The 21,333-nt window shown below is 67.7% G+C and carries 18 protein-coding genes, 2 tRNA genes and 1 pseudogene; 16 read left to right on the plus strand and 5 right to left on the minus strand.

Annotated elements, in window-relative coordinates:
• Positions 1-222: 222 nt before the first annotated feature.
• A complete protein-coding gene (locus LOK55_RS08830) occupies positions 223-1,566 on the minus strand; it encodes a deoxyribodipyrimidine photo-lyase (protein WP_229935080.1) in 1,344 nt (447 codons plus the stop codon).
• A gap of 94 nt (positions 1,567-1,660) precedes the next feature.
• Positions 1,661-2,662, minus strand: coding sequence for a diacylglycerol kinase family protein (locus tag LOK55_RS08835; protein WP_229935081.1), 1,002 nt, complete (start codon positions 2,660-2,662; stop codon positions 1,661-1,663).
• A 41-nt stretch (positions 2,663-2,703) separates the two neighbouring features.
• Between LOK55_RS08835 and LOK55_RS08840 the strand changes: the two genes are divergently transcribed.
• From LOK55_RS08840 to LOK55_RS08865, 6 genes are all read left to right on the plus strand, one after another.
• On the plus strand, positions 2,704-2,850 hold the full coding sequence (locus tag LOK55_RS08840) for a hypothetical protein (protein WP_229935082.1): 147 nt from the start codon (positions 2,704-2,706) through the stop codon (positions 2,848-2,850).
• A 9-nt stretch (positions 2,851-2,859) separates the two neighbouring features.
• Positions 2,860-4,140 (plus strand): serine--tRNA ligase, encoded by a 1,281-nt coding sequence (serS, locus tag LOK55_RS08845; RefSeq protein ID WP_141381310.1) that lies wholly within the window; start codon positions 2,860-2,862, stop codon positions 4,138-4,140.
• Positions 4,137-5,066 carry an HAD family hydrolase gene (locus LOK55_RS08850; protein ID WP_141381309.1) on the plus strand — a complete coding sequence of 310 codons (930 nt, stop codon included), beginning with the start codon at positions 4,137-4,139 and terminating at the stop codon, positions 5,064-5,066. Before serS ends, LOK55_RS08850 begins: the two co-directional genes overlap by 4 nt.
• Before the next feature lie 156 nt (positions 5,067-5,222).
• A tRNA-Ser gene (locus tag LOK55_RS08855) sits at positions 5,223-5,307 on the plus strand.
• A gap of 48 nt (positions 5,308-5,355) precedes the next feature.
• A complete protein-coding gene (locus LOK55_RS08860) occupies positions 5,356-6,648 on the plus strand; it encodes an LCP family protein (RefSeq protein WP_229935083.1) in 1,293 nt (430 codons plus the stop codon).
• A gap of 88 nt (positions 6,649-6,736) precedes the next feature.
• A tRNA-Ser gene (locus LOK55_RS08865) sits at positions 6,737-6,825 on the plus strand.
• Between the two features lie 238 nt (positions 6,826-7,063).
• On the opposite strand, the gene LOK55_RS08870 is transcribed toward LOK55_RS08865, so the two are convergent.
• Positions 7,064-8,317 carry a hypothetical protein gene (locus tag LOK55_RS08870; protein ID WP_036288955.1) on the minus strand — a complete coding sequence of 418 codons (1,254 nt, stop codon included), beginning with the start codon at positions 8,315-8,317 and terminating at the stop codon, positions 7,064-7,066.
• Between the two features lie 187 nt (positions 8,318-8,504).
• Between LOK55_RS08870 and LOK55_RS08875 the strand changes: the two genes are divergently transcribed.
• The 3 genes from LOK55_RS08875 (at position 8,505) to LOK55_RS08885 (ending at position 10,010) form a co-directional block, all read left to right on the plus strand.
• Positions 8,505-8,756, plus strand: coding sequence for a hypothetical protein (locus LOK55_RS08875; RefSeq protein ID WP_229935084.1), 252 nt, complete (start codon positions 8,505-8,507; stop codon positions 8,754-8,756).
• Positions 8,757-8,875: 119 nt separating this feature from the next.
• Entirely contained in the window at positions 8,876-9,400 is a 525-nt protein-coding gene (locus tag LOK55_RS14265; RefSeq protein ID WP_229935085.1) for a helix-turn-helix domain-containing protein, read from the plus strand.
• 52 nt (positions 9,401-9,452) lie between these two features.
• Positions 9,453-10,010 (plus strand): PIN domain-containing protein, encoded by a 558-nt coding sequence (locus LOK55_RS08885; protein WP_229935086.1) that lies wholly within the window; start codon positions 9,453-9,455, stop codon positions 10,008-10,010.
• Positions 10,011-10,684: 674 nt separating this feature from the next.
• Here LOK55_RS08885 and LOK55_RS08890 read toward each other — a convergent pair.
• Positions 10,685-10,864, minus strand: a pseudogene (locus LOK55_RS08890) (IS481 family transposase); the annotation flags it as partial.
• A gap of 255 nt (positions 10,865-11,119) precedes the next feature.
• Here LOK55_RS08890 and LOK55_RS08895 point away from each other — a divergent pair.
• The 7 genes from LOK55_RS08895 (at position 11,120) to LOK55_RS08925 (ending at position 20,283) form a co-directional block, all read left to right on the plus strand.
• Positions 11,120-12,193 (plus strand): IS630 family transposase, encoded by a 1,074-nt coding sequence (locus LOK55_RS08895; protein ID WP_183623125.1) that lies wholly within the window; start codon positions 11,120-11,122, stop codon positions 12,191-12,193.
• Between the two features lie 133 nt (positions 12,194-12,326).
• Complete coding sequence (locus tag LOK55_RS08900) at positions 12,327-12,848, plus strand: DUF1877 family protein (protein WP_229935087.1); 522 nt, start codon at positions 12,327-12,329, stop codon at positions 12,846-12,848.
• A gap of 66 nt (positions 12,849-12,914) precedes the next feature.
• A complete protein-coding gene (locus tag LOK55_RS08905; protein ID WP_229935088.1) occupies positions 12,915-14,366 on the plus strand; it encodes a DUF3375 domain-containing protein in 1,452 nt (483 codons plus the stop codon).
• A complete protein-coding gene (locus LOK55_RS08910) occupies positions 14,363-15,022 on the plus strand; it encodes a DUF4194 domain-containing protein (protein ID WP_229935089.1) in 660 nt (219 codons plus the stop codon). Before LOK55_RS08905 ends, LOK55_RS08910 begins: the two co-directional genes overlap by 4 nt.
• On the plus strand, positions 15,019-18,372 hold the full coding sequence (locus LOK55_RS08915; protein WP_229935090.1) for an ATP-binding protein: 3,354 nt from the start codon (positions 15,019-15,021) through the stop codon (positions 18,370-18,372). The genes LOK55_RS08910 and LOK55_RS08915 overlap by 4 nt, the downstream gene beginning before the upstream one ends.
• Entirely contained in the window at positions 18,369-19,487 is a 1,119-nt protein-coding gene (locus LOK55_RS14270) for a DUF3322 domain-containing protein (protein WP_229935091.1), read from the plus strand. The genes LOK55_RS08915 and LOK55_RS14270 overlap by 4 nt, the downstream gene beginning before the upstream one ends.
• Positions 19,488-19,596: 109 nt before the next feature.
• Positions 19,597-20,283, plus strand: a complete 687-nt coding sequence (locus tag LOK55_RS08925; protein WP_229935092.1) for a hypothetical protein — start codon at positions 19,597-19,599, stop codon at positions 20,281-20,283.
• A gap of 414 nt (positions 20,284-20,697) precedes the next feature.
• On the opposite strand, the gene LOK55_RS08930 is transcribed toward LOK55_RS08925, so the two are convergent.
• Positions 20,698-21,111: a hypothetical protein gene (locus LOK55_RS08930; protein WP_229935093.1), complete on the minus strand. Its 414-nt coding sequence runs from the start codon at positions 21,109-21,111 to the stop codon at positions 20,698-20,700.
• Between the last annotated feature and the right edge of the window lie 222 nt (positions 21,112-21,333).

The raw sequence follows: 21,333 nt of genomic DNA on the forward strand, positions 1-21,333 counted from the left end.
CGTACGGTGTCGTGCATGTCGAAGCGACTCGGGCGGCGCCGTCAAGGGCTGACGCCGTGACGTATGCAGGAGATCCGCGCCCGCGCCGTGCGCCGACCCGCGGAATTCCGGGGTGGGCCGGTGCCGCCGCGGCCGGCGATCCTGCATACGTCACAGCGAGCCTGGCTCACCGTGGGTCACCACGGCTGACGGCCGCCGCTCGCGGGGACCGCATCGCCCCTCTCACCCCGCGCGCTTGACCGCCTCGTAGGCGGCGAGGGCGGCCTTTCGGGATGCGACGAGGTCGACGATCGGCTCGCGGGCCGCCGATTCCGGCGCCCACTCTCTGACGTATCGGCCATCCGCGTCGAACTTCTTCGCCTGCAGCTCGGGGTTGAAGATGCGGAAGTAGGGCGCCGCGTCGGCGCCCGATCCGGCGACCCACTGCCAGTTGAAGGGGTTGTTGGCGGCGTCGGCGTCGACGAGGGTGTCCCAGAACCACTCCTCGCCGCGTCGCCAGTCGATGAGCAGGTTCTTGACGAGGAAGGATGCCACGACCATCCGCACCCGGTTGTGCATGAACCCCGTGGCCCACAGCTCCCGCATCCCGGCGTCGACCAGAGCGATGCCGGTCTCGCTGCGCTGCCACGCCCGCAGGTGCGTCGGCCGGAGCGGCGGCCACGGGAACGCGTCGAACGCGGAGCGGAGGTTCTTCGTCGCGAGGTCCGGGAAGTGGAACAGCGTGTGCCACGCGAACTCCCGCCAGCCGAGCTCGGTGAGGAACCCGCCGACGGGCTCGCCCGACCCCACCGCCGCGTGCCCTACCTGGAACGGACTCAGCTCGCCCCACCGCAGCCGCGGTGAGAGCAACGAGGTCGCCCCCGCGGCCGGTTCGTCGCGCGCGCGGTCATAATCGGCGGCATCCTCACCCAAGAACTCCCGCAGCCGCGCTCGCGCGCCGACTTCGCCCGGCGTCCACCGCTCCCGCAGGCCCGCGGCCCAATCCGGCCGGGTCGGCAGCAGCTCCCAATCGGCGAGGTCGTCGGATGTCGGGGCTGACGCCGGGCCGGTCAGCGTGCGCGGCTCGGGCAGGGGAGCGCGCGGCGCGGGCAGCTGCCGGCACGCGTTCCAGAACGGGGTGAAGACCCCGTACGGGGTGCCGGCGCCGGTGCGCACGGTCCACGGCTCGTACAGCAGGGAGCCGGCGAACGACGCCACCTCGACCCCGTCCGCGCGCAGCTCCTCCTTGATGGCGGCGTCGACGGTGCGCTCCGGGCCGCCGTAGCGCCGGTTCCAGAACACCGCCCCCGCGCCGATCTCGCGGGCGAGGGCGGGGACCACCTCGGCCGCGGCGCCGCGGCGCAGCACGAGCACCGACCCCTTCGCACGCAGCCGCTCGCCGAGCTCGACGAGCGAGTGGTGCAGCCACCAGCGCGCGGCGCCGCCGAGCGGACGGATGCCGGGGGAGACCTCGTCGAGCACGAAGACCGCGACCACCGGCTCGCCCCGGTCGGTGGCGGCGCGCAGCGCCGGGTTGTCGGCCAGGCGCAGGTCGTCGCGGAACCAGACGAGCGAGGGGGAGGCCATGGCATCCATCGTGCCGGGCTGCCTCACACCGGCGCACCCCCTTGACGCGCGCTCGAAGAGACCCGCCGCGAGCCGACCCGCCGCGCCCGACTCGTCAGAGGTTCGGCGAGGTGTGCCCGGTCGGCACGGCGAGGCGGAGCGCCCTCTCCTCGACGCGCACGCTCACAGCGGTGGCCTCGCCGAACTCGTCGCCGTCGAGCTGCACCGGCTGCGCCGCCGAGGCGGCCAGCTCGATGCCCGGGCCCTTCGCGTAGCGCACCGAGTTGTCCTTCGTGCGCAGCCGCAGAATGCGCCGCCCGGTGCGGAACCGGCGCAGCACGCTGTTGTCCCACGCCACCTTCCGCCACACGGCCAGCCAGCCGAGGGCGGTCTTGGGCTGGAAGATCACGATGTCGAGGTCGCCGTCCGACACGGATGCCTCGGGTATCAACTCGAGCCCCGCGGGCAGTGACCCGCAGTTCGCGAACAGCACGCTCTGCACCTGCGCACGATGCATGCGGTGACCGAGCACCTGGTACATGATCGGGAACGGCTTGGCCTTCACGAGCGAGCGCGCGGCGCCGTCGACGTACGCGACCCAGCCGACCTTCTTCTTGAGGTCGCCGCTCGTGTTGGCGATCATCGCGGCGTCGAGGCCCATGCCGCCCATCACGACGAACGCATGCTCCTCGTGGTCGCCGTCCGGGCGCGTCAGGCGGGCATATCCGACATCGATCGCGTGCACGTCCCCGTCGAAGGCCGCGGCGACCATCGCCGCAGGGTCGGTCAGCGGCAGGCCGAGGTTGCGGGCGAGCAGGTTTCCGGTGCCGCTCGGCACGATCGTGAGCGGTACGTGGACGTTCGCCATCGCCTGGCTCACGGCCCGCACGGTGCCGTCGCCGCCGGCGACGAGCACAGCGGATGCCCCGGCATCCAGTGCCTCCTTCGTCACCCCGTCGCCCAGATCGTCGACCGTCGTCTCGTAGAAGAGCGGCTCATCCCAGCCCGCCGCGGCAGCGTGCTCGGTCACCGTGGCGCGCAGCTCGTCGACCTCGACCTTGATCGGGTTGTAGACGAGCGCCGCGCGACGATCGGAGGAGGGATCAGGGGACGCCATGCGCCCACGATAGCCGCCCCCGGCCGCTCATCTTCGTCGCGGTGCGCAAGCCGTCGTGGGACCTTCGCATCGAGGCCGAGAAGACCACCGCCGACAATGTGCTCGTGAACCCCGGCCCAGCGGCGCCGGTCGCGGGCGCCGGCACTCCTGTCGCGAGCGGGCCCGACGGGGCGAACACGCCGAACTAGACTCGACGGGTGATCGATCTGGCACTGCTTCGCGACAACCCCGACCTCGTCAAGCGCTCGCAGGAGGCGCGGGGCGAGTCGCCCGACACGGTCGACGACGCGCTCGCCGCAGACCGCACCCGCCGCGCGGCGATCACCGCGTTCGAGCAGTTGCGCGCCGAGCAGAACGCGCACGGCAAGACCGTCGCCCAGGCATCCAAGGAAGACAAGCCCGCCCTCGTCGCGCAGGCCAAAGACCTGAGCGACCGCGTCAAGCAGGCGCAGCAGGCCGTCACCGAGGCCGAGGCCGCCGCCGACGAGGCGCTCGCCCGCATCGAGAACATCGTCATCGAGGGGGTGCCCGCCGGCGGCGAAGAGGACTTCGTCACCCTCCGCACCCACGGCGAGCCGGCGACGTTCGACTTCGAGCCGCTCGACCACCTCGCCCTCGGCGAGAAGCTCGGCGCGATCGACATGGAGCGCGGCACCAAGGTGTCGGGCTCGCGCTTCTACTTCCTCACCGGCATCGGCGCGCGCCTCGAGTACGCGCTCATGTCGCTCGCGCTGCAGCGCGCCGTCGACGCCGGGTTCATCCCGATGATCCCGCCGACGCTCGTGCGCCCCGAGGTGATGCGCGGCACGGGCTTCCTCGGCCAGCACGCCGACGAGGTCTACAAGCTCGAAGCCGACGACCTCTACCTCGTCGGCACGAGCGAGGTGCCCCTCGCCGGCTACCACATGGGCGAGATCATCGACGTGGCATCCGGCGCGAAGCGCTATGCCGGCTGGTCGACCTGCTACCGCCGCGAGGCCGGCTCCTACGGCAAGGACACCCGCGGCATCATCCGCGTGCACCAGTTCAACAAGCTCGAGATGTTCGTCTACACGACGCCCGAGGACGCCGAGGCGGAGCACCTGCGCCTCGTCGCCCTGCAGGAGCAGATGCTGCAGGATCTCGGGCTCAGCTACCGCGTGATCGACGTGGCTGCGGGCGACCTGGGCTCGTCGGCGGCGCGCAAGTATGACGTCGAGGCGTGGGTGCCGACGCAGGATGCCTATCGCGAGCTCACCTCGACCTCGAACTGCACCACGTATCAGGCCCGCCGCCTCGACGTGCGCTACCGCCCGGTGACCGAGGGCGCGGGTCCCGGCAAGCCGGCGCCCGTCGCGACCCTCAACGGCACGCTCGCGACGACGCGGTGGATCGTGGCGATCCTCGAGACGCATCAGCGCGCCGACGGGTCGGTCGTGATCCCCGAGGTGCTGCGGCCGTACCTCGGCGGTCTCGAGGTCGCGGAGCCGATCGCATGACGGCGCCCGGGTCGGAGGAGCACCTGCCCGCGACGGGGTCGGTCGAAGTGGTGCCTCCGCGCGAGGCGGCCCGGCTGGTCGAGGAGATCGCCGAGGATGCCGAGAACCCGGTGGTTCCCACGGAGCGGCTGCTGATCGCGCTCGACGTCGACGGCACGGTGCTGCTCGAGGACGAGACGCTCAGTCCCGGCGTGGTCGAGGCGATCACGCACGCGCACCGGGCCGGCCACGAGGTGATGCTGGCGACCGGCCGGTCGTGGGAGGGCACACGAGGCATCCAGCACGTTCTCGAGCTCGCGCCGGAGTACGCGGTGTGCTCGAACGGGGCCGTCATCATGAAGCGGGCCCCCGGCGATCTCGGCGAGGAGAGCGTCTACGAGCGCTTCCACGTCGAGACGTTCGACCCGACCGCCGTGCTGACGCTGCTGCGCGAACACCTGCCCGACGCGAAGTACCTCGTCGAGCTGGCCGGCGGCGAGCGGCTGTACACCGAATACATGGATGACTGGAACCTCGTCCGCGCCCGCCGGGTCTCGTTCGACGAACTCTCCGCGCAGCCGGTGTGCCGCGTGGTGGTCGTCTCTCCCGACGAGACCGACGACGACTTCGTCGATCTCGTCTCCCGCATCGGGTTGAGCGGGGTCTCGTACGCCGTGGGCTGGTCGGCGTGGCTCGACATCGCGCCGCAGGGCGTCGACAAGTCGACGGCGCTCGAGAAGGTGCGCACGTGGCTCGGCATCGAGCCCGAGCGCGTGCTCGTGATGGGCGACGGACGCAACGACGTGGAGATGTTCCGGTGGGCGCGCGAGCACGGCGGCCGGGCGGTGGCGATGGGCCAGGGCCCCGACGAGGTGCGCCGCGAGGCGAGCGAGACCACGGCATCCGTGCACTCCGGCGGGGTCGCCGACGTGCTCCGCGCCCTCTGATTGTGATCCACCGCGGCCTCGGCGCGCTCTGATCAGGCTCCGAGGGCTTGCTGGCGCTCCGTTCAGGGCGCGCTCAGGCGTACGCGGGAAGATGAGGGGTCGTCTCGACTAGACTCGACGCCGGTTCGACGGGCGTGCCGCAGGGTGCGTTCGCCGGGAGGGTTGTCCGAGCGGCCGATGGACCTGGTCTTGAAAACCAGTGGGCAGTAATGTCCCGTGGGTTCGAATCCCACACCCTCCGCTTCACGGAGAGGGCGAGAGTCCGCTCCGGTGCATTGAAAGGACGCCCGTGAGCGCACGCACCGACCGTTCAGGGCGCCAGCCTGTCGCGCGGCACGGCGTGCTCCGCTCGCCGAACCCGTTCCTGCAGATCCTCACCGTGCTCGGGGCGATCGTCGCGGTCGCTGTGCTGAGCGTGAGCGCGATCGGCGCGTACACCGTGTGGGATGCCGCGCAGGCCGTGAGCGACGCGGGCGTGTCGATCGGAGACGACGACACGACCTTGCCGCCGGCGATCGGAGAGGTCGAAGGCGGCGTGAACATGCTGATCGTCGGCACCGACTCGTGCGAGGGCGCGAACGCGGCGCTGTCCACGGCGTGCATGAACGACGACACCGAGGGCGAGCGCAACGACGTGACCCTGCTGGTGCACATCAGCGACGCGCCCCGGCGCGTCACGGTGGTCTCGTTCCCGCGCGACATGATCGTGCCGATCCCCGCGTGCACCGGTGAGGACGGCACGGAGTACTCGGCGATGAGCGCGCAGATGCTGAACGTGTCGTACATGTACGGCGGGCTGTCGTGCTCGGTGGCGACGATCGAGAACCTCACCGGCGTCGACATCACCTACGCCGCGGCGACGCGCTGGTCGGGCGTCATCAAGATGTCGGATGCCATCGGGGGCGTCGACGTCTGCGTCGCCGACGACATCAGCGATTCGCACACGGGGCTCAATCTGACGGCGGGCACGCACACGCTGCAGGGCGTGGAGGCGTTGCAGTTCCTGCGGATCCGGCACGGCATCGGCGACGGCTCCGACCTCGGGCGTATCTCGAACCAGCAGCAGTTCATGAGCTCGATGGTGCGCAAGCTGCAGTCCGATGGGGTGCTCAGCAACCCCGCGACACTGTTCAATCTCGCGACCACCGCCGTGAAGCAGGTCACCGAGGGGCAGGTCGTGCTCAGCAAGTCGCTGGCCAACCCCCAGCGCATGGTGCAGATCGCGATGGCCGTGCGGAGCGTCCCCTATTCGGACATCGTGTTCGTGCAGTACCCGACGGTGTACGGCGAGGGCGGCGCACGCGTGCAGCCGGTCACCGAGGCGGCCGACGTGCTGTTCGCGGCGCTGGCGGCCAACCAGCCGCTGCAACTGACCGGATCGACGAGCGACGGGTACGGCACGGCAGTCGTCGGCGAGGCGACCGCCCCTCCCACCGCGGAGACGCCCGCGCCGGCCGACACCGCCGCTCCGGACGCCGCGGCCACCGATCCGGCGGCGCCGACGGAGACCGCTGTGGCTCTGCCCCCGTCGATCACGGGCCAGACGGCCGCGCAGGTCACCTGCACCCAGGCCGAGCGCTGAGTCGGGTCGGCCCGGGTTGGTTCGGCGCGAGCGCGCGAACCGGTTATGATTGCCGGGTGCATCCGCGCTGTTTCGCGACCGGATGCCTGGAGACGTCGCATAGTCAGGCCTAGTGCACCACCCTGCTAAGGTGGAGTCCCCTTATGGGGACCGAGGGTTCAAATCCCTCCGTCTCCGCTCTAAAAATGCCTGATCAGAGTCTGTTTCGTTCCGATACTGCCACGAAATCTGCCATTTGTGCCGCGTTGCGGTCGTGGTTGGTGTTGAGCATTCTGGCGATCATGTGCGGGCTTACGTAGCTTTCTGCTCGCCGCGCGGTCGTTCGACTCGCCGTTTCTCCCGCGTGAGCGCGAGCCGGAGAGTGCAAATCCCTCCGTCTCCTCCGAGCGGTTGCAATCGCGACGGGTCTGATGGATCAGAGTCCGGCGGCATCCATTCGCTTGATCAGGGACGGGCGCCGGGCGTTGCGGCGGCGTACGTCAGCGAGGTAGTCGTCGGCGATCTCGGGGCGTCCGGCGGCGCGGGCCGCGGCGCGTAGTTTCGTCATCCTTCGCACGGCGCCGGGGTAGGCGCGGGTGTTCGCCTCGATGAGGCGGTCGTCGATGAGCTGCGCCATGACGGGGAGCACGGCCACGGGGTCGATCTTGCTGTATCGGCCGACGAGGTCGTCCCACTGCGACGCGTGGAGAGACTTGCTGTTCGCGGATGCTCGGAGCGCTTCGGTCCATGCGCGCGCGAGGTCGTCGGCATCTGTCAGGTACGCGATCAGCTCCCAGGGGCGTTCGCGCATCCGCTCGATCGCGTGCTCGCGGATCGCTGGCCAGTTCTGTCCTGAGGCTGCCTGCAACGCTTCCGCGTTGCTCGCTGTGGGCCATCGTTCGAACACCTCGGATGCCGCGTCCGCGGCGTCTGCACCTGTCTCGATGGCCAGCGCCGCCCAGAGCTCGCCGCACTCCTGCTGTTGGTGCGCTCCGCCGGGGAGGGTCATGCCCTCGTGTGCGATGACGGTCGCGCGGCCCGGCAGTCCTGCCTCGCGGAGTGCTTCGGCGGCGGCGGCGTGCAGGTGTGCGCGTGGCATGTCTCCGCCGTGAGTGCGGACGATCGCCTCCTCGTCACCGTGCAGGACGGCGAGGCGTTGCAGGTTGTAGAGGACGGCGTGGCGGGCGTGCCACTCGTCATCGTGGGTGAACTCCGCGTCTGGGCGCCCGTCGAAGGGTGTGGTCAGCGCCTGGCGCCGCTTGTCGAGGTGCGCTTCGAACCTTGCGATGCCCGCGGCGCCGAGGGCGTCCGCGTAGTCGACGACGTCGACCGAGAAGTACTCGCCGAGTTCGCCGAATTGCTGTTTCTGGATCCACCCGCTCAGCGCCGCCGGGGCGGGCGGGCTCTGCGTGCACAGCTCGGCGTGCAGGTTCAGTAGCTGCCGGATGACGAGTTGGATGAGTCCGCCGGAGTCGTCTGAGCGCATGAGGACCCGGAGGGTGCTCGCGATCGCTTTCTGCACGACGGGGATCACACCCTCGGCGCCGTAGTCGTCGGCCATGTCCGCCAGCAGCGACGCCCCGAGTTCGGCTTCGAACGCGTAGCTGTTCACCGCTCCCCAGTCCCACATGTCGCGTCTGGTCGTGCGGAACGAGGCGAGGACGTTCGGGATGTCGCGAGCCAAAGACATCCGTCCAGGATGCCACCGCGCGATCCTCATCCGCGATCTGCCCGGATGGCGGCCGCTTCTCTCAAGTGGCACGCGCAGGCAGGCGCGAGTGAGGGGGCCGGAATGTGCCGGACCCCCGAGGAGCAACACCGATCCGCCCAGGTCGGCGCTCGAGGCGCTGGGAGAGCATCTGGTCGGGCGATCGGACATGGCGCACGGTTACCTTCGTGGCGGCGGCTTTGAAGACGTCATCGATGAGGCCGGTCTGGTGGACGACGCCGATGGCCGCCTTGTCATCTATCGGCTGAAAGCGGACGATCAATCCTGGCCGACCGGTCACGTGGCGCCGCGTGCGCTCGTCGCGGTGGACTGCGCCCGCTCGGGCACCGCGCGTGTCCACGCGGTCGGAGTCCGCACGCTCGAGGACCTGAGGCGGAGATGGCTGACGCGCAACACCTGATCAGGATCTCGACGCAAAAGTCGAGCGATGTCGCCCTCCCTGCGACTGTGTCGACGGCGCGTGCTACTCTAATCGCAACAAACGCAATCTCCTGCGTTCACGTGTATTGGGGGATTCCCGTGGCTCGCGATGCCGTTATTGAAGAAACGTACCTCCCTAGTAGGGGCGACCAGCTCGCTCCTGTGCTGGACTTCCTCACCGCTCACGAGGCCGCCGGTCGAGCTCTTCCCGAACCGCGGTACTTCCTCGCGGGCGCACGCCCAGGAGACCAGGTGGAGCTTCCGGAAGAGGTCTACCTCGCGCTCCGCAAGATCGTGGACGCGATGCAGAGCGGGCTGGCGGTGTCCGTCGTGCCGCAGGCGACACGGCTCACCACCCAGCAGGCGGCGGATCTGCTGAACGTGAGCCGCCCGACAGTCGTGAAGCTGCTCGACGAAGGTGAGATCCCGTTCGAGAAGGCCGGCACGCACCGCCGCGTCATCCTCGCGGATCTCCTCGCGTACCGGGAGCGACGCCGCGCTCGCCAGTACGACATGCTCGCCGCCACGCGCGACACCCTCGACGAAGACAACATCGAGCAGACGCTCGAGGACCTCAAAGCGGCCCGGAAGGCAGTCGCAGCGAAGCGGGCCGTCCGAGCCTGAGATCGTCGCCTGACAGGATTGCGCTATGTTCACGGCCACTCTCGACACGAGAGTGCTGTGGCCGAGCCTGCAGCGCGACTTCCTTCTTTCCCTCGCCATCGAGGGCACCTACCGACCCACATGGAGTTCGGCGATTCTCGACGAACTCCAGTTCCACGAGGAAGCCAAGCTTGTGAAGCGTGGGATGCCTGTAGCGGAGGCTGCCCGCCGCGCCGCGACCCTCATTGCCGCGATGCGCCGAGAGTTCGCCGACGCAGAAGTTGATGGGTGGCAACCGCTCGAGGGTACTTTCGGGCTGCCCGATCCCGACGACGAGCATGTGCTCGCTACGGCTGTCATCGCGGGAGCCGGCGCGATCGTCACCGAGAATCTCAAGGACTTCCCCGCCGACCGGATTCCGTCGGGCAACCAGGTGCTCAGCGCCAGGGAGTTCGCGAAGAACACTGTCGCGCTCAACCCGCGGCTCGCGCTCGCCGCGGTGCACGAGATCGCGAGCCGGTCTGGCCGCTACGGCGCGACGCTCACCGTCGAGGAGATCCTGGACACGTTGCGCGACCGATACGGCATGAGCGAAGCCGTCGAGCTGATCGTCGAAGCTGCGTCCGCGTAGTCTCCAGTTCGCATGACTGAAGAGCGGGTGCAGCCACGTGATTTCGCGCCGAACACCCGCCACGTTTCTGCCACGAATCGAACCGAACTGACCTGATCGACGCGGATGCCGGCGAGGTCAGAACCCGGAGGATCACGCGGTTTCAGTTGACCTCGATTACCAACGGCGCGATTTCAAATCCCTCCGTCTCCGCTCTGAAAGTCCCTGATCAGGGGCGTTTTTACTCCGCTTCTGCCACGAAATCTGCCATTTCTGCCCCGTCATCGACGTGGTTGGTGTTGAGTGTGATGTCTGTGATGTCTCAGGACATGGGTGACAGTTCTGCATCAGGACATCGGTCGCAGTTCGTGTGTCAGGACATCGGTGACACTCCCGGTTTCTTCTTGGGTCTCGGGGTTGGCCGTTGCCGATGTAGCGGAGGCCCGGCGGGGGCCAGTGGTGCTCGACGATGAGGGTGCCGCGGTCGTCGAAGACCATGATCCCGGCGGCTTCGTAGAGCACGAACACGTCGGTCCCGCGGAGTGCGTAGCTGATGTTGAAGATGCAGCCACGGGCCTTGATTGAACCGTTCGGGTGGACGGTCGCGACTCGGATCCCGTCACGCACCCGCCCGTTCGGTGACGGCGCCGGTGGCGATGGATCGTTCGGCTTCCGCTTGATGGGTCTGGGGCGTGGCGCGCCGAGAGCGCCGCCGCTTGCCCCTCCACAAGCGCGCGTTTGCGGATCGCGTAGAACGTCTTCCGCGAGATGGAGTACTCGGCGCAGAACGTACTCACCGCGCCCCGCGCCGCATCGGGTGGCCACTGAGCGATAGCGAGACGGACACGGGGATCGACGGGCTGAACCGGGCTCATCCCTCACAGATATGCCCGAGAAGTGTCACCACCTAAAGAACCGGAAGTGTGACCGATGTCTTTGATGCCGTTCCGTCACCGATGTCCCGAGACATGACAGTGGCTGGCGTTGAGTAGTCTCGTAGCTCTGCCGGGTAGCGCTGAGCAGTCTGCTTACTGTGCTCTCGTCCGGCGCATGGTTTCGCCCGCGTGAGCGCGGGACCTAGTGCTGCGTGTCGTTAGTTCCTAAACGGTTTGGGTTTGGGAGAATGTGGAATGGCGAATTCTCCTGCTGCGGCTCTGCTACTCCCTGACGTGGATCGTGTTGAGTTGGTGTCGTGGGCTCGGTCGACGAGTATTCGTGCGGGCCTGTCGATGCGAGCGCGGATCGTGCTGCTCGCCTCGGAAGGTGTCGCGAACTCGCGGATCGCGGCCGAGGTTGGGACCACGACGACCTCGGTGTGGAAGTGGCGGAAACGGTATGCCGAGGCCGGAATTGCGGGGCTCTCCGATGCGCCGCGCTCTGGCCGGCCGAAGCATCTCGATCATGCCGAGATCGTGGCAGCGACCTTGACGGCCCCGCCGAAGAAGTACGGCGTGACACATTGGTCCTCGCGCCTGCTCGCGCAGCGCCTGGGGGTTGGGAACGCGACGGTGGCCAGGGCGTGGCGGGAGTACGGGGTGCAGCCATGGAAGTCGGAGACGTTCAAGTTCTCGACCGACCCGGAGCTCGTCGGGAAGGTCACCGACGTTGTCGGCTTGTATCTCGCGCCGCCCGAGAACGCGATCGTGCTCTGCGTGGACGAGAAGTCCCAGATCCAGGCCCTTGACCGGACCGCACCCATGCTGCCGATGCGGATCGGGGACACCGAGAAGCGCACGCATGATTACAAGCGCCACGGCACGACCACACTGTTCGCTGCATTAGACGTCGCGACCGGACACGTCACCGGAGCGGTCAAACCCAAGCATCGCCGGCAAGAGTTCCTCTCGTTCCTCCGGCAACTCGACCGCGCCTACCCGGAACGGGACCTGCACCTCGTGATGGACAACTACGCCACCCACAAAACGCCAGAGGTCAAGACCTGGCTCGAGAAACGACCCCGCTTCCACGTTCATTTCACGCCGACGTCCGGGTCGTGGTTGAACTTGGTCGAGGTGTGGTTCGGGATCATCGACCGGCAAGCGATCCGTCGCGGGATTTTCACCTCGGTGAAAGACCTCAACGCGAAGATCCGGCAGTTCATCACTGGCTGGAACGACCGAAAGCACCCATTCGTCTGGACCAAGACCAGCGACGAGATCCTCGCGAAAGCGAACCGTCAACCAACTTCAGAAACGCGACACTAGAGCGCGAATCCCTTTGTCTCTCCGAGGAGCGCTTCCTTCATCTTCTCCTCCACAGCGGGAGTTTCACGCGAGTTGTCCCCAGCTGGCCGCCGAGCGTGATCGCGACGACGGCCGGACCGTGATGCTTGGCGGCATGGGAATCCGCTACTACGCATATGCCTTTGACGCCGAACTCACTCAGCAGGCCATCGATGACCCGCACAGCATTCTGTCGAGCGATCCGCTCGCGGACGCGTGGGGAATGGAGCCGCACGCCAGCGTGAGCGTCACCACGTACGAGCAGACGTCGCCGAAGAGTGACATGCTCTACCTCGACAAGGCATGGTCCGCTTTGCAGTCGCTCACTTATCCGACGTTGGATGCTCGCGGCGCGGGGCCGGCTTACCGCATGTTCGAAGGGCGCGTCGCCATGCGGGGCATGGGCTGGGATCCGTGGGTCAGAACGATCATGCCGGAGGAGGTGCCAGCGATCCGCGACGACCTCTGTGCGTTCGACGAGTCTCGGGTGCGGGCCTGGACGGTCGACTGGCGAAGCCCGTTCGGCGCGGACCCGGAAGATGAGATCCGATATGTGAGCGACTTCCTCGAACGCGCCAAAGAGTTCGTCACGGCACTCGCGGCGGACGGTCGGGGAATGGTCTACATGATCGGGTGAGATGTCTGAAGCCGGGCGCGAGTCACGACGTCATCTGATGTCGGCGCACTCCTACAGAATGGATCCGTGCCCGCCGTCGCCCAGGTTCTCGAGCTCGCCCAGCTCGTCGAGCGTGACGCTGCGTGGAAGCTGCTGCGTGCGGACAGCGCACCGACAATCGCCGGGCTCTTGGGCATCCATCTGGGTGGAGATGAGCGCCGCGTCGATGGCGAGGAGTTGTACGAGCGGATCGACGCCGACCTCGAGCGACTGCGCGCACAGGGCATGACCCTGCCGCTGACGGCGAAGGGCTACTGCGCAGAGTGGCGGTCGGCCGGGTTCCTGGTGCGTCGGCCGTCGTCCGAAGCGCGCGGTGAGACGCTCGAGTTGTCGCCCGATGCGATTGCGGGCATCAGGTTCCTCCAGGGTCGCGCGGCCCCGCGTTCGAGCGTCACGGAGTCACGGCTCGCGAGCCTTGCCGCGCAAGTACGCCGCCTGGCGATCGACACGGATCCGGACGTATCGGCACGCATCGCCCTGCTCGAGGAGGAGGTTCAAGCGATCGAGCGACGGATCGAGAGCCTTCGCTCGGGCGACGAAGCGGCGATGGATGAAGACCGGGCGCTGGAACGTGTTCGCGATGTGCTGGCGCAGGCTGCGGACGTTCCGGATGACTTCGCTCGGGTGCGTGCCGAGTTCGAGATGTTGAACGCGTCGCTGCGGGCCAAGATCGTCGAGTCCGATGTCTCTCAGGCATCCGTCGTCGACGAGGTGTTCCGCGGCATCGACCACATCTCCGACTCGGATGCGGGGCGCAGCTTCGCTGCCTTCTCGCAGCTCGTTCTCGACCCCGCACTCGGAGCCGCCTTCGAGGCCGATGTCCGCCGGATTCTCGACCGCGGCTTCGCTCGTGACCTCAGCGCGGACGAGCGCCGAGTGCTTCGCTCCTTCCTCACGACGCTCAAGGGGCGAAGCGCCGAGATCCACGACGTCATCACGCTGTTCGCCCGGGCGCTCCGCCGCTACGTGCAATCGCAGGACTACCAGCAGGACCGAGTGCTGAGGACTCTGCTGCGGGAGGCTCAGCACGCCGGCGTCGAAGCGGCTTCGCATACTCGGCCATGGCAGCCGACATCTGTCACCCTGGATCTTTCCGCCGTCGCGATGTCGAGCGTCGGTGCGATCGACCTTCATGATCCCGCCGAATTCGCCGCCACGGAAGAGGTCGTCACACACACCGCGCAGCTCGCGAGCCTCGAGGAGTTGCGGGCGATCGCCCGTGAGACCGAGATCGACTTCGACGAACTCACCCGCAACGTCAACGACCTGCTCGCAGAGGCCTCGTCGTGCACCGTCGCGGACGTCCTTGCGAGATACCCCGCGACGCAGGGAGTCGGCAGCGTGATCGGACTTCTGTCGATCGCCGCCGAGCAGGGAACCGTCGACGATGAGCCGGAGATCCTGGCGTGGCAGGGCGCCGACGGAGTCCCGCGCGCGGCACTGGTCGCCGCGCACCGATTCACAGGAGCGGTGATATGACCGAACCGTCCGCGCCGGATGCCATCGACGCCGAGCACACCGACCTCTGGCGCGGCGACGCCGGCGTACTGCCTGACCGCACGCGGCGGGTCCTGCTGCGACTGGTACGCGGCCCGTACCTCTCCGGCGCCCGCGAGGCGCAGCTGTGGGCTGTGCTGCTCACCGATGAGACGGTGATCCGCTCGCGACTCGCCGACCTGTTCCTCGAACTGGTCATCGATCACGACAACGAGTTCGCCTTCGTCCGAAACGCTCCCTCCGACGACGCTCCGAAGGCAGTGCGGTCCGAGGCGCTCACGTTCCTCGACACCGCGATGCTGCTCATCCTGCGCCAGACCCTGCTGAGCGAGGAAGGCAGGGGCCGCGTCATCGTCGGGCAGGCGGAGGTGTTCGAACAGCTCGCTGTCTTCCGCACCCCGGATCGGGATGAGAAGGACTTCGCGAGCCGCGTCAACTCGTCGTGGAACAAGATGCAGAACAAGCTGCGCGTGCTGCACGCTGTCGGAGATGACCGCGCCGAGATCTCACCCGTGCTGCGACTGCTCGTCGACGCCGACCAGATCCGCGCGATCACCGCGGAGTACCAGCGCATCGCGCGAGAGGGTGCGGACGATGCCACTGTAGTATCGCCGGATGCCGAGGACGAGACCGAATGACGATGCTGACCTTTCCCGCCGATGAGCCGGAGATCGATCCGAACCGGCCCGGCCAGTGGCGCCTCGCTCAGATCGAACTCGTCAACTGGGGCACGTTCGCCGGCCACGTCACCGTGGACGTCGCACGCGCCGGGCACCTGTTCACCGGGGCATCCGGATCGGGCAAGTCCTCGCTGCTCGACGCGATCGCCGCCGTGTACACACCCGACAAATGGCTGCGCCTCAACGCTGCCGCTCAAGACGGCGCCTCCCGCAACAGCGATCGAACACTCATGAGCTACGTGCGCGGAGCCTGGAGCAAGGAAGCGGATGAGACCGCCGACCGGGCCACGACGAGCTACCTTCGCGCGAAAGCGACCTGGAGCGGAATCCTGTTGCGATACGAGAATCTCCGAGACGAACCCGTCGTCCTGATGCGGGTGTTCCACGCCCCCGGCACACGCACCGAATCGACCGCGCTGAAGGACGCGAGGATCTTCGCCCGCGGTCAGGTGCGGCTTCTCGACATGAAGCCGCACGTCGAGGGCGGCATCGAGGCTCGCCGCATGTCGAAGGCCTTCCCCGATGCGCTGATCACCACGGGTGGACGGCACGGGCGCTTCCATGAGCGGGTCATCCGCGAGTTCGGGTTCCGGGGAGACGCAACGCTCCAACTTCTGCACAAAACCCAGTCGGCGAAGAATCTGGGTACCCTCGACGCCTTGTTCCGTGGGTTCATGCTCGACCAGCCGGGCACCTTCGCGCGCGCCGAGACAGCCGTCGAACAGTTCACGGAGCTCGACGCCGCGCACCGGCACGTCGTCGATCTGCGGAAGCAGGCCGATGCGCTGCGTAGGGTCGACGAGGCGATCACGGCGTTCGACGCGGCCAGCGCCGAGACGTCGGCGATCGCGGGCCTGCACGATGCGGTCGAGCCGTTCACCTCGGCACTCAAGCTGCGGCTCGCGAAGGACGCCGTGGCGCCGGCACGTGCCGGGCTGGCGCGCGCCGACAGCGGGCTCGGCGACGCCGTGCGCGAGCAGCGGCTGGCGGCCGAGGCGGTGGAGAGCACGAAGGCGCGTGTCCGGGACGAGGGCGGCGCGCGCGTCGAGCTGTTGCAGGAGAGAATCGACAGCGCACAGCGCGACGAGGAGATCATCGCGCAGTATCGCGCCCAGCTGACAGCTGAACTCTCTCGCATCGGGGCTCCGATGCCCGACGACGCCGAGCAGTTCGCGGAGATGCTCGCGGCAGCCGTCACCGAGGCGGCGCGTGACATCGCCGCGGTGTCGCACGACGTGCGCGATGCCGCGAGCCAGACGCGCCGGGCGCTGGACCAGGTCACGAAGCAGATCCAGTCACTGCGAGATCACCGGAGCAATCTCGACGAGAAGCTGTTGAGAGCGCGGCGGTTCATCGCTCAGGCGGTCGGCGTTCCGGCAGCTGCCCTGCCTTTCGCCGGGGAGCTCATCTCGGTCGCCGAACAGCATGCCCTCTGGCGCGGCGCGGCGGAGCGTGTCCTGGCTTCATTGTCGACGACGTTGCTCGTCCGCGACGAGCATCTCGCACCGGCACGGCGCGCCGCCGACTCGCGCGCGCTCGGTGTGCGCCTCGTCATCGAAGCGGTGCCGCACGCCGTCGATGAGCCGCGCCGCCCCAAGGATGCGCGGTCGCTCGTCCACCGCTTAGAGGTGAGCGATGGACCGTTCGGCGCCTACCTCCGCAGGCGCCTGGCCACCGAGTTCGACTACGCCTGCGTCTCGCACCCCGACGAACTCGAGGACGTCGAGCGCGGTGTCACGATCGGCGGCCTCGTCAAGCGCAACTCGCGCAGGTACGAGAAGGACGACCGTCACGATGTCGGCGACGCTACACGGTGGGTGCTGGGCGGCGACACCGAAGCGCGGCTCGACGCGTTGCTGGCTCGTCATCGCGACGCGACGGCCGCGATGGAGCGGGCGGCGGCCCGAGATGCCGAGGCCGACACTCGCCGGCAGGACGCACTCACCCGCCGCGACGCCTTCGCGCGCGTGTCGACGTTCACCTGGACGGACATCGACCTCGGATCCGCCGCGGCGGTCACCGCCGCTCGTCGCGACGAACTCCGAACGCTCACCGACGCGTCCGGCACACTCCGCGAGGCGCAGGAGCTCGCAGAACGGGCGACGCACCGACTGGAGGAGGCGAACGCGGCTCACGCACGAGCCATCGGCGAGAACGCTGTCGCTCGCCAGCGAGTGGAGGCCATCGCGTTGCAGATCGCGGAGCTCGAGGCGGCCGCGCCCGAGGTCGTCGACGAGGCGATCATGGATGCCCTGGACGCGCGCTTCCGAGCCGAGCGGCGCTCCGTGAGCCTCGAAACGGTGGACGAAGTCGCGCGGAGAGTGCAGTCGGCGCTCTCGAAGGAGAAGGACGCCGCGGCAGCTCGCGCAGCCGACGCGGAGGCGCGGTTCGCCGGACGTGCCGCCGAGTTCCGGCTCGGTTGGCCGGCTGCATCCGCCGAGCTCACCGCCGACATCCGCGACCGCTACGGCTACCGAGAGTTGCGCGAGGGCATCCTCGCGCGCGGGCTGCCCGAGAAGGAGGCGCAGTTCCGCAAGCTGTTGCGGGAGCGATCGCAGGATGTCGTCGCGCACCTGCTCAGTGATCTCCGGGACGCCCCAGGCCTCATCCGCGAACGCATCCTTCCCGTCAACGCCTCCCTCGGGCGGTCGCCGTTCGAGGGAGCGGACCGCTTCCTCGAGATCGATGTGAAGACCACGCGTACGCCGGAGGTCGACGAGTTCCTCACCGACCTGCGTCGCATCGTCGAGGGCAATTGGTCGGATGAGTCGGCCTCCGGTGCTGAGCAGCGCTTCGACGTCCTGCAGCGGGTCATCGGTCGCCTCGGATCGAAGGACCGCGTCGACATGGACTGGCGGGGCCGTGTGCTCGACACCAGGCTTCACGTGAGCTTCCTCGCTCGCGAGAATGACCCCACCGGCCGCGTGACACGCGTGTACGACTCGGCCGAGGGCTTGTCGGGCGGGCAGCGGCAGAAGCTCGTCATCTTCTGCCTCGCCGCGGCGCTGCGGTATCAGCTGACAGAGGAGGAGGACGACGTCCCGAAGTTCGGTTCCATCGTGCTCGACGAGGCGTTCGATAAGGCCGACAGCCGATACACGCGCAACGCGATGGAGGTGTTCCGCGAGTTCGGCTTCCACATGATCCTCGCCACGCCGCAGAAGCTTCTGCAGACTCTCGAACCCTACGTGGGCGCGATCACGTCGGTGTCGAACCCCGACCGCAAGTTGTCGCGGCTCGCGAACGTCGTGTTCTCGGTCGGGGGGCCGGAGGCCCCACATCCACCGCACGCGGAGCAGCACGCGTGACTACGTCCGTCACCCCGGCCGATGTGCGCGCGCGAGCGAAGAAGCTCTTCGACCGCGAGGCGCGCACCTGGGCTGCCGATCAGCAGACCGATGCCGTGCTCGACGTATCGCTGCATCCGCCGACAGAGCGCGAGGCGCTGCGCGACCTCGAACAGGTACGACGGTGGGTCGACTCCTGGCGCGGACTGAGCGCCGATCCGTCGGTCGAGATCGAGTGGGCCGTCCGCAAGTGGCCACGCATCGGATCGCAGGAAGTCCCCGTCCGCGCTGTGTTGCGCGGTTCGGACGCGATCGCTCGGATCGCCGGCGAGCGAGATGTCTGGCAGGTTCTCGTGTCTCGACTTGACGCGCTCCGGGGACTGGCCGGGTCCGGCGCCGATTCGGTGCTCCGCACCCATGCGCGCGCCATCGCTGATCTCGACGGTGGCGACTTCCAACGGCTCGTCGATGTGCTGGAGTGGTTGCGCGAGAACCCAGAATCCGGTCGCCTGGTGCGGGAGTTGCCGATCCGCGGCATCCACACGAAATGGATCGAATCTCGCATCGGCCTCGTGGAGGCGTTGCATCGGGCCGGAACCGGCGCGACCGGGCTCGGCTTTCGCGAGCCATCACCGCTCGTGCGGCTCCGCGTTCTCGATCCGTCGCTCTCCTTCCATGGACTCACCGATGTGTCGGCGCCGGTCGACGACCTCGGCGCAAGTCAGATCCGCCCCGAGCGGGTGTTCGTGTTCGAGAACCTCGCCACTGTACTCGCGATGCCGGACGTGTCTGGAGCGGTCGCAGTCCACGGCGGTGGCCACCGCGTCGACCTTGTTGCCCGTCTGCCTTGGGCTCAGACCGTGACGTACTGGGGGGATCTGGACTCGCATGGTTTCGCCATCCTGAACCGGCTCCGAGCCAGGGGAGTGGATGCGACGTCGGCGCTGATGGAGATGGCTACGCTGTTCGACCACCGCGACCTCTGGGGCGTCGATCCCGATCCGAACGTCGGGGTGTTCGATCGGCTCACGCGCGATGAACGCGCAACACTCCAATCGCTGAGCGCCGAGGGGAACATCCGTCTCGAGCAGGAACGAATCCCGTGGGACTACGCACTCGCGCGGCTTGAGATTTAGCGACTCCCGGTCGGCGCAAAGGATAAGGGGCCTCGGCTTGCGCCGGGCCCCTTATGTGTAAGCACCGATCCGCGAAGCGTCCGGTGTTTGTGCGTCTAGTCTAGCCTGTGTGTCGCCGATCGAGCCTGTGAGTTCCCGATTCGTCGGCGACGCCCGGGTGCAGCGGATTCTCGCTGACGCCGGCGGTGACATAGTTCGCGCGCACGAACTGTTCGAGTGGAATGTGCGCGCTTCGGGCGCCGCGATGGAGGCGATCCATGTCTTCGAGCTCGTCCTGCGCAACGCCATCGATCGCGAGCTGCGCCTCTGGAACGACGGGATGGCCGGGACGTCCGACTGGTTGTTACGCCCCCATCCTTACTTACTTCGGGCAATGAACCAGAGCGAGCTGTCGAAGGCTGCAACGCGAGCGAGACGCATCGCCGCTGACCACGGCCGGCCGGTGAGTCATGATGACGTGCTGGCTCAAATGTCGTTGGGAGTGTGGCGCTATCTCCTCCCGTCGAAGTCGAACAAGTCGAAGCAGAAGCTGTGGACGGTCGCCATCAAGAACGCGTTCCCGGCGTGGCCCGGCGACTGGTCAGCAGACAGCATCGTCGCCCGTGTCGCCAACGTCCACGGCTTACGCAACCGTGTCGCTCACCTCGAACCACTGCATCGATACGATCTCCGCAAGGTCCGTCGAGACATGCGGAGCGTGTGTCACGCGATCGGTCCCGACGCGGCTCGCTTCTTCGTCCAGACCGAGAGGCTGCTGCCCGTGATCGAGGCCAACCCCGCGCTCCAGGAGCTCTGAGGGCGGAAGATTCGTGCCACGTTTCTGCCACGAATCGAACCGAACTGACTTGATCGAACCGGATGCTGGCGAGGTCAGAACCCGCGGATTCACGCGGTTTCAGTTGCCCGAGATTGCCCCGAGCGCGATTTCAAATCCCTCCGTCTCCGCCAATGTGATGTTCAGGACATCGCGAACGGATGAACCCCCGGAGACGGGGGTCATCCGTTTTTCCGTTGGTAGCCGCGGGTGGGGTCGAGGGTGAAGTGGGCGTGGATTTCGCCGGTGCTTTGGTTGGCGATGGTGGCGTCGTTGTTGTGGATGAGGGCGATGATCTCGGTGCGTGAGTGGGCTCTGCCGATGCCGAGGTGGAGGAGCTTCCCGGAGTGGCGGAGGGTGGGACTGCTCCGTCGTAGAACGCGTCGCCATGCGTGTTCAGAAGTCGTCAAACGGGGACATTGTCGGAGGGAGCTCGAAGCACGGCGAAAAAGAGTCGACCACGAGCGCGTGTTCACCCCCGGTCGTTCCGATCACGTATCCCTCTGCGTACTCGCCACTCAGTTGGATCGCGGATCTATAGTCGCTGTCGACATCGCGCACTTGGAAGCGGGTATCGGACGAATAGCTCTCCGCCAGAGCGGGAAGAAGTGTTGCGGGGTCTGTTCCTTCCGCGATGTGGATCGTCACCCCCGCAGCGCGTGAATAGACTCCGTCGCCCGCGCAGGAAATCAACGTGCCTCCTCGAGAGGGGGCAACGGTCACCACAGCATCCTTCGGCAACCGTCCCGCGATCTCCTGCTCCATCGCAAGGGCACGGGCTTTTGATTGCTGAGGCGTCATGCCGCTCACATTCGTCTCCTTCGAAGAGGTGCAGGCGCTCAGGCAAGCAATCATCACTACCGCCAGTACTGCGACCAACGGCTTTCTACGCGGCCCTGCGATCATCGCAGCACCTCATAGACATCGCCGAGGGCGGTGGGCTGTGTCAAGCTTCGTAGACGATCTCTTTGTGGATTTCAGGCCGCGGTTGCGGTCTGGGCGTAGTAGGCGGCCCGGGTCTCGGCGGGGGTG

Source organism: Microbacterium sp. F2E, assembly GCF_020905435.1.
In the GTDB taxonomy this organism is placed as follows: Bacteria; Actinomycetota; Actinomycetes; order Actinomycetales; family Microbacteriaceae; genus Microbacterium; species Microbacterium lacticum.

What these genes read in the sequence shown, in the direction of transcription:
- LOK55_RS08830 (WP_229935080.1), bottom strand. Translation starts at nt 1,566, where the DNA reads ATGGCCTCCCCCTCGCTCGTCTGGTTCCGCGACGACCTGCGCCTGGCC.
- LOK55_RS08835 (WP_229935081.1), bottom strand. Translation starts at nt 2,662, where the DNA reads ATGGCGTCCCCTGATCCCTCCTCCGATCGTCGCGCGGCGCTCGTCTAC.
- LOK55_RS08850 (WP_141381309.1), top strand. Translation starts at nt 4,137, where the DNA reads ATGACGGCGCCCGGGTCGGAGGAGCACCTGCCCGCGACGGGGTCGGTC.
- LOK55_RS08870 (WP_036288955.1), bottom strand. Translation starts at nt 8,317, where the DNA reads ATGTCTTTGGCTCGCGACATCCCGAACGTCCTCGCCTCGTTCCGCACG.
- LOK55_RS08875 (WP_229935084.1), top strand. Translation starts at nt 8,505, where the DNA reads ATGGCGCACGGTTACCTTCGTGGCGGCGGCTTTGAAGACGTCATCGAT.
- LOK55_RS08895 (WP_183623125.1), top strand. Translation starts at nt 11,120, where the DNA reads ATGGCGAATTCTCCTGCTGCGGCTCTGCTACTCCCTGACGTGGATCGT.
- LOK55_RS08900 (WP_229935087.1), top strand. Translation starts at nt 12,327, where the DNA reads ATGGGAATCCGCTACTACGCATATGCCTTTGACGCCGAACTCACTCAG.
- LOK55_RS08910 (WP_229935089.1), top strand. Translation starts at nt 14,363, where the DNA reads ATGACCGAACCGTCCGCGCCGGATGCCATCGACGCCGAGCACACCGAC.
- LOK55_RS08915 (WP_229935090.1), top strand. Translation starts at nt 15,019, where the DNA reads ATGACGATGCTGACCTTTCCCGCCGATGAGCCGGAGATCGATCCGAAC.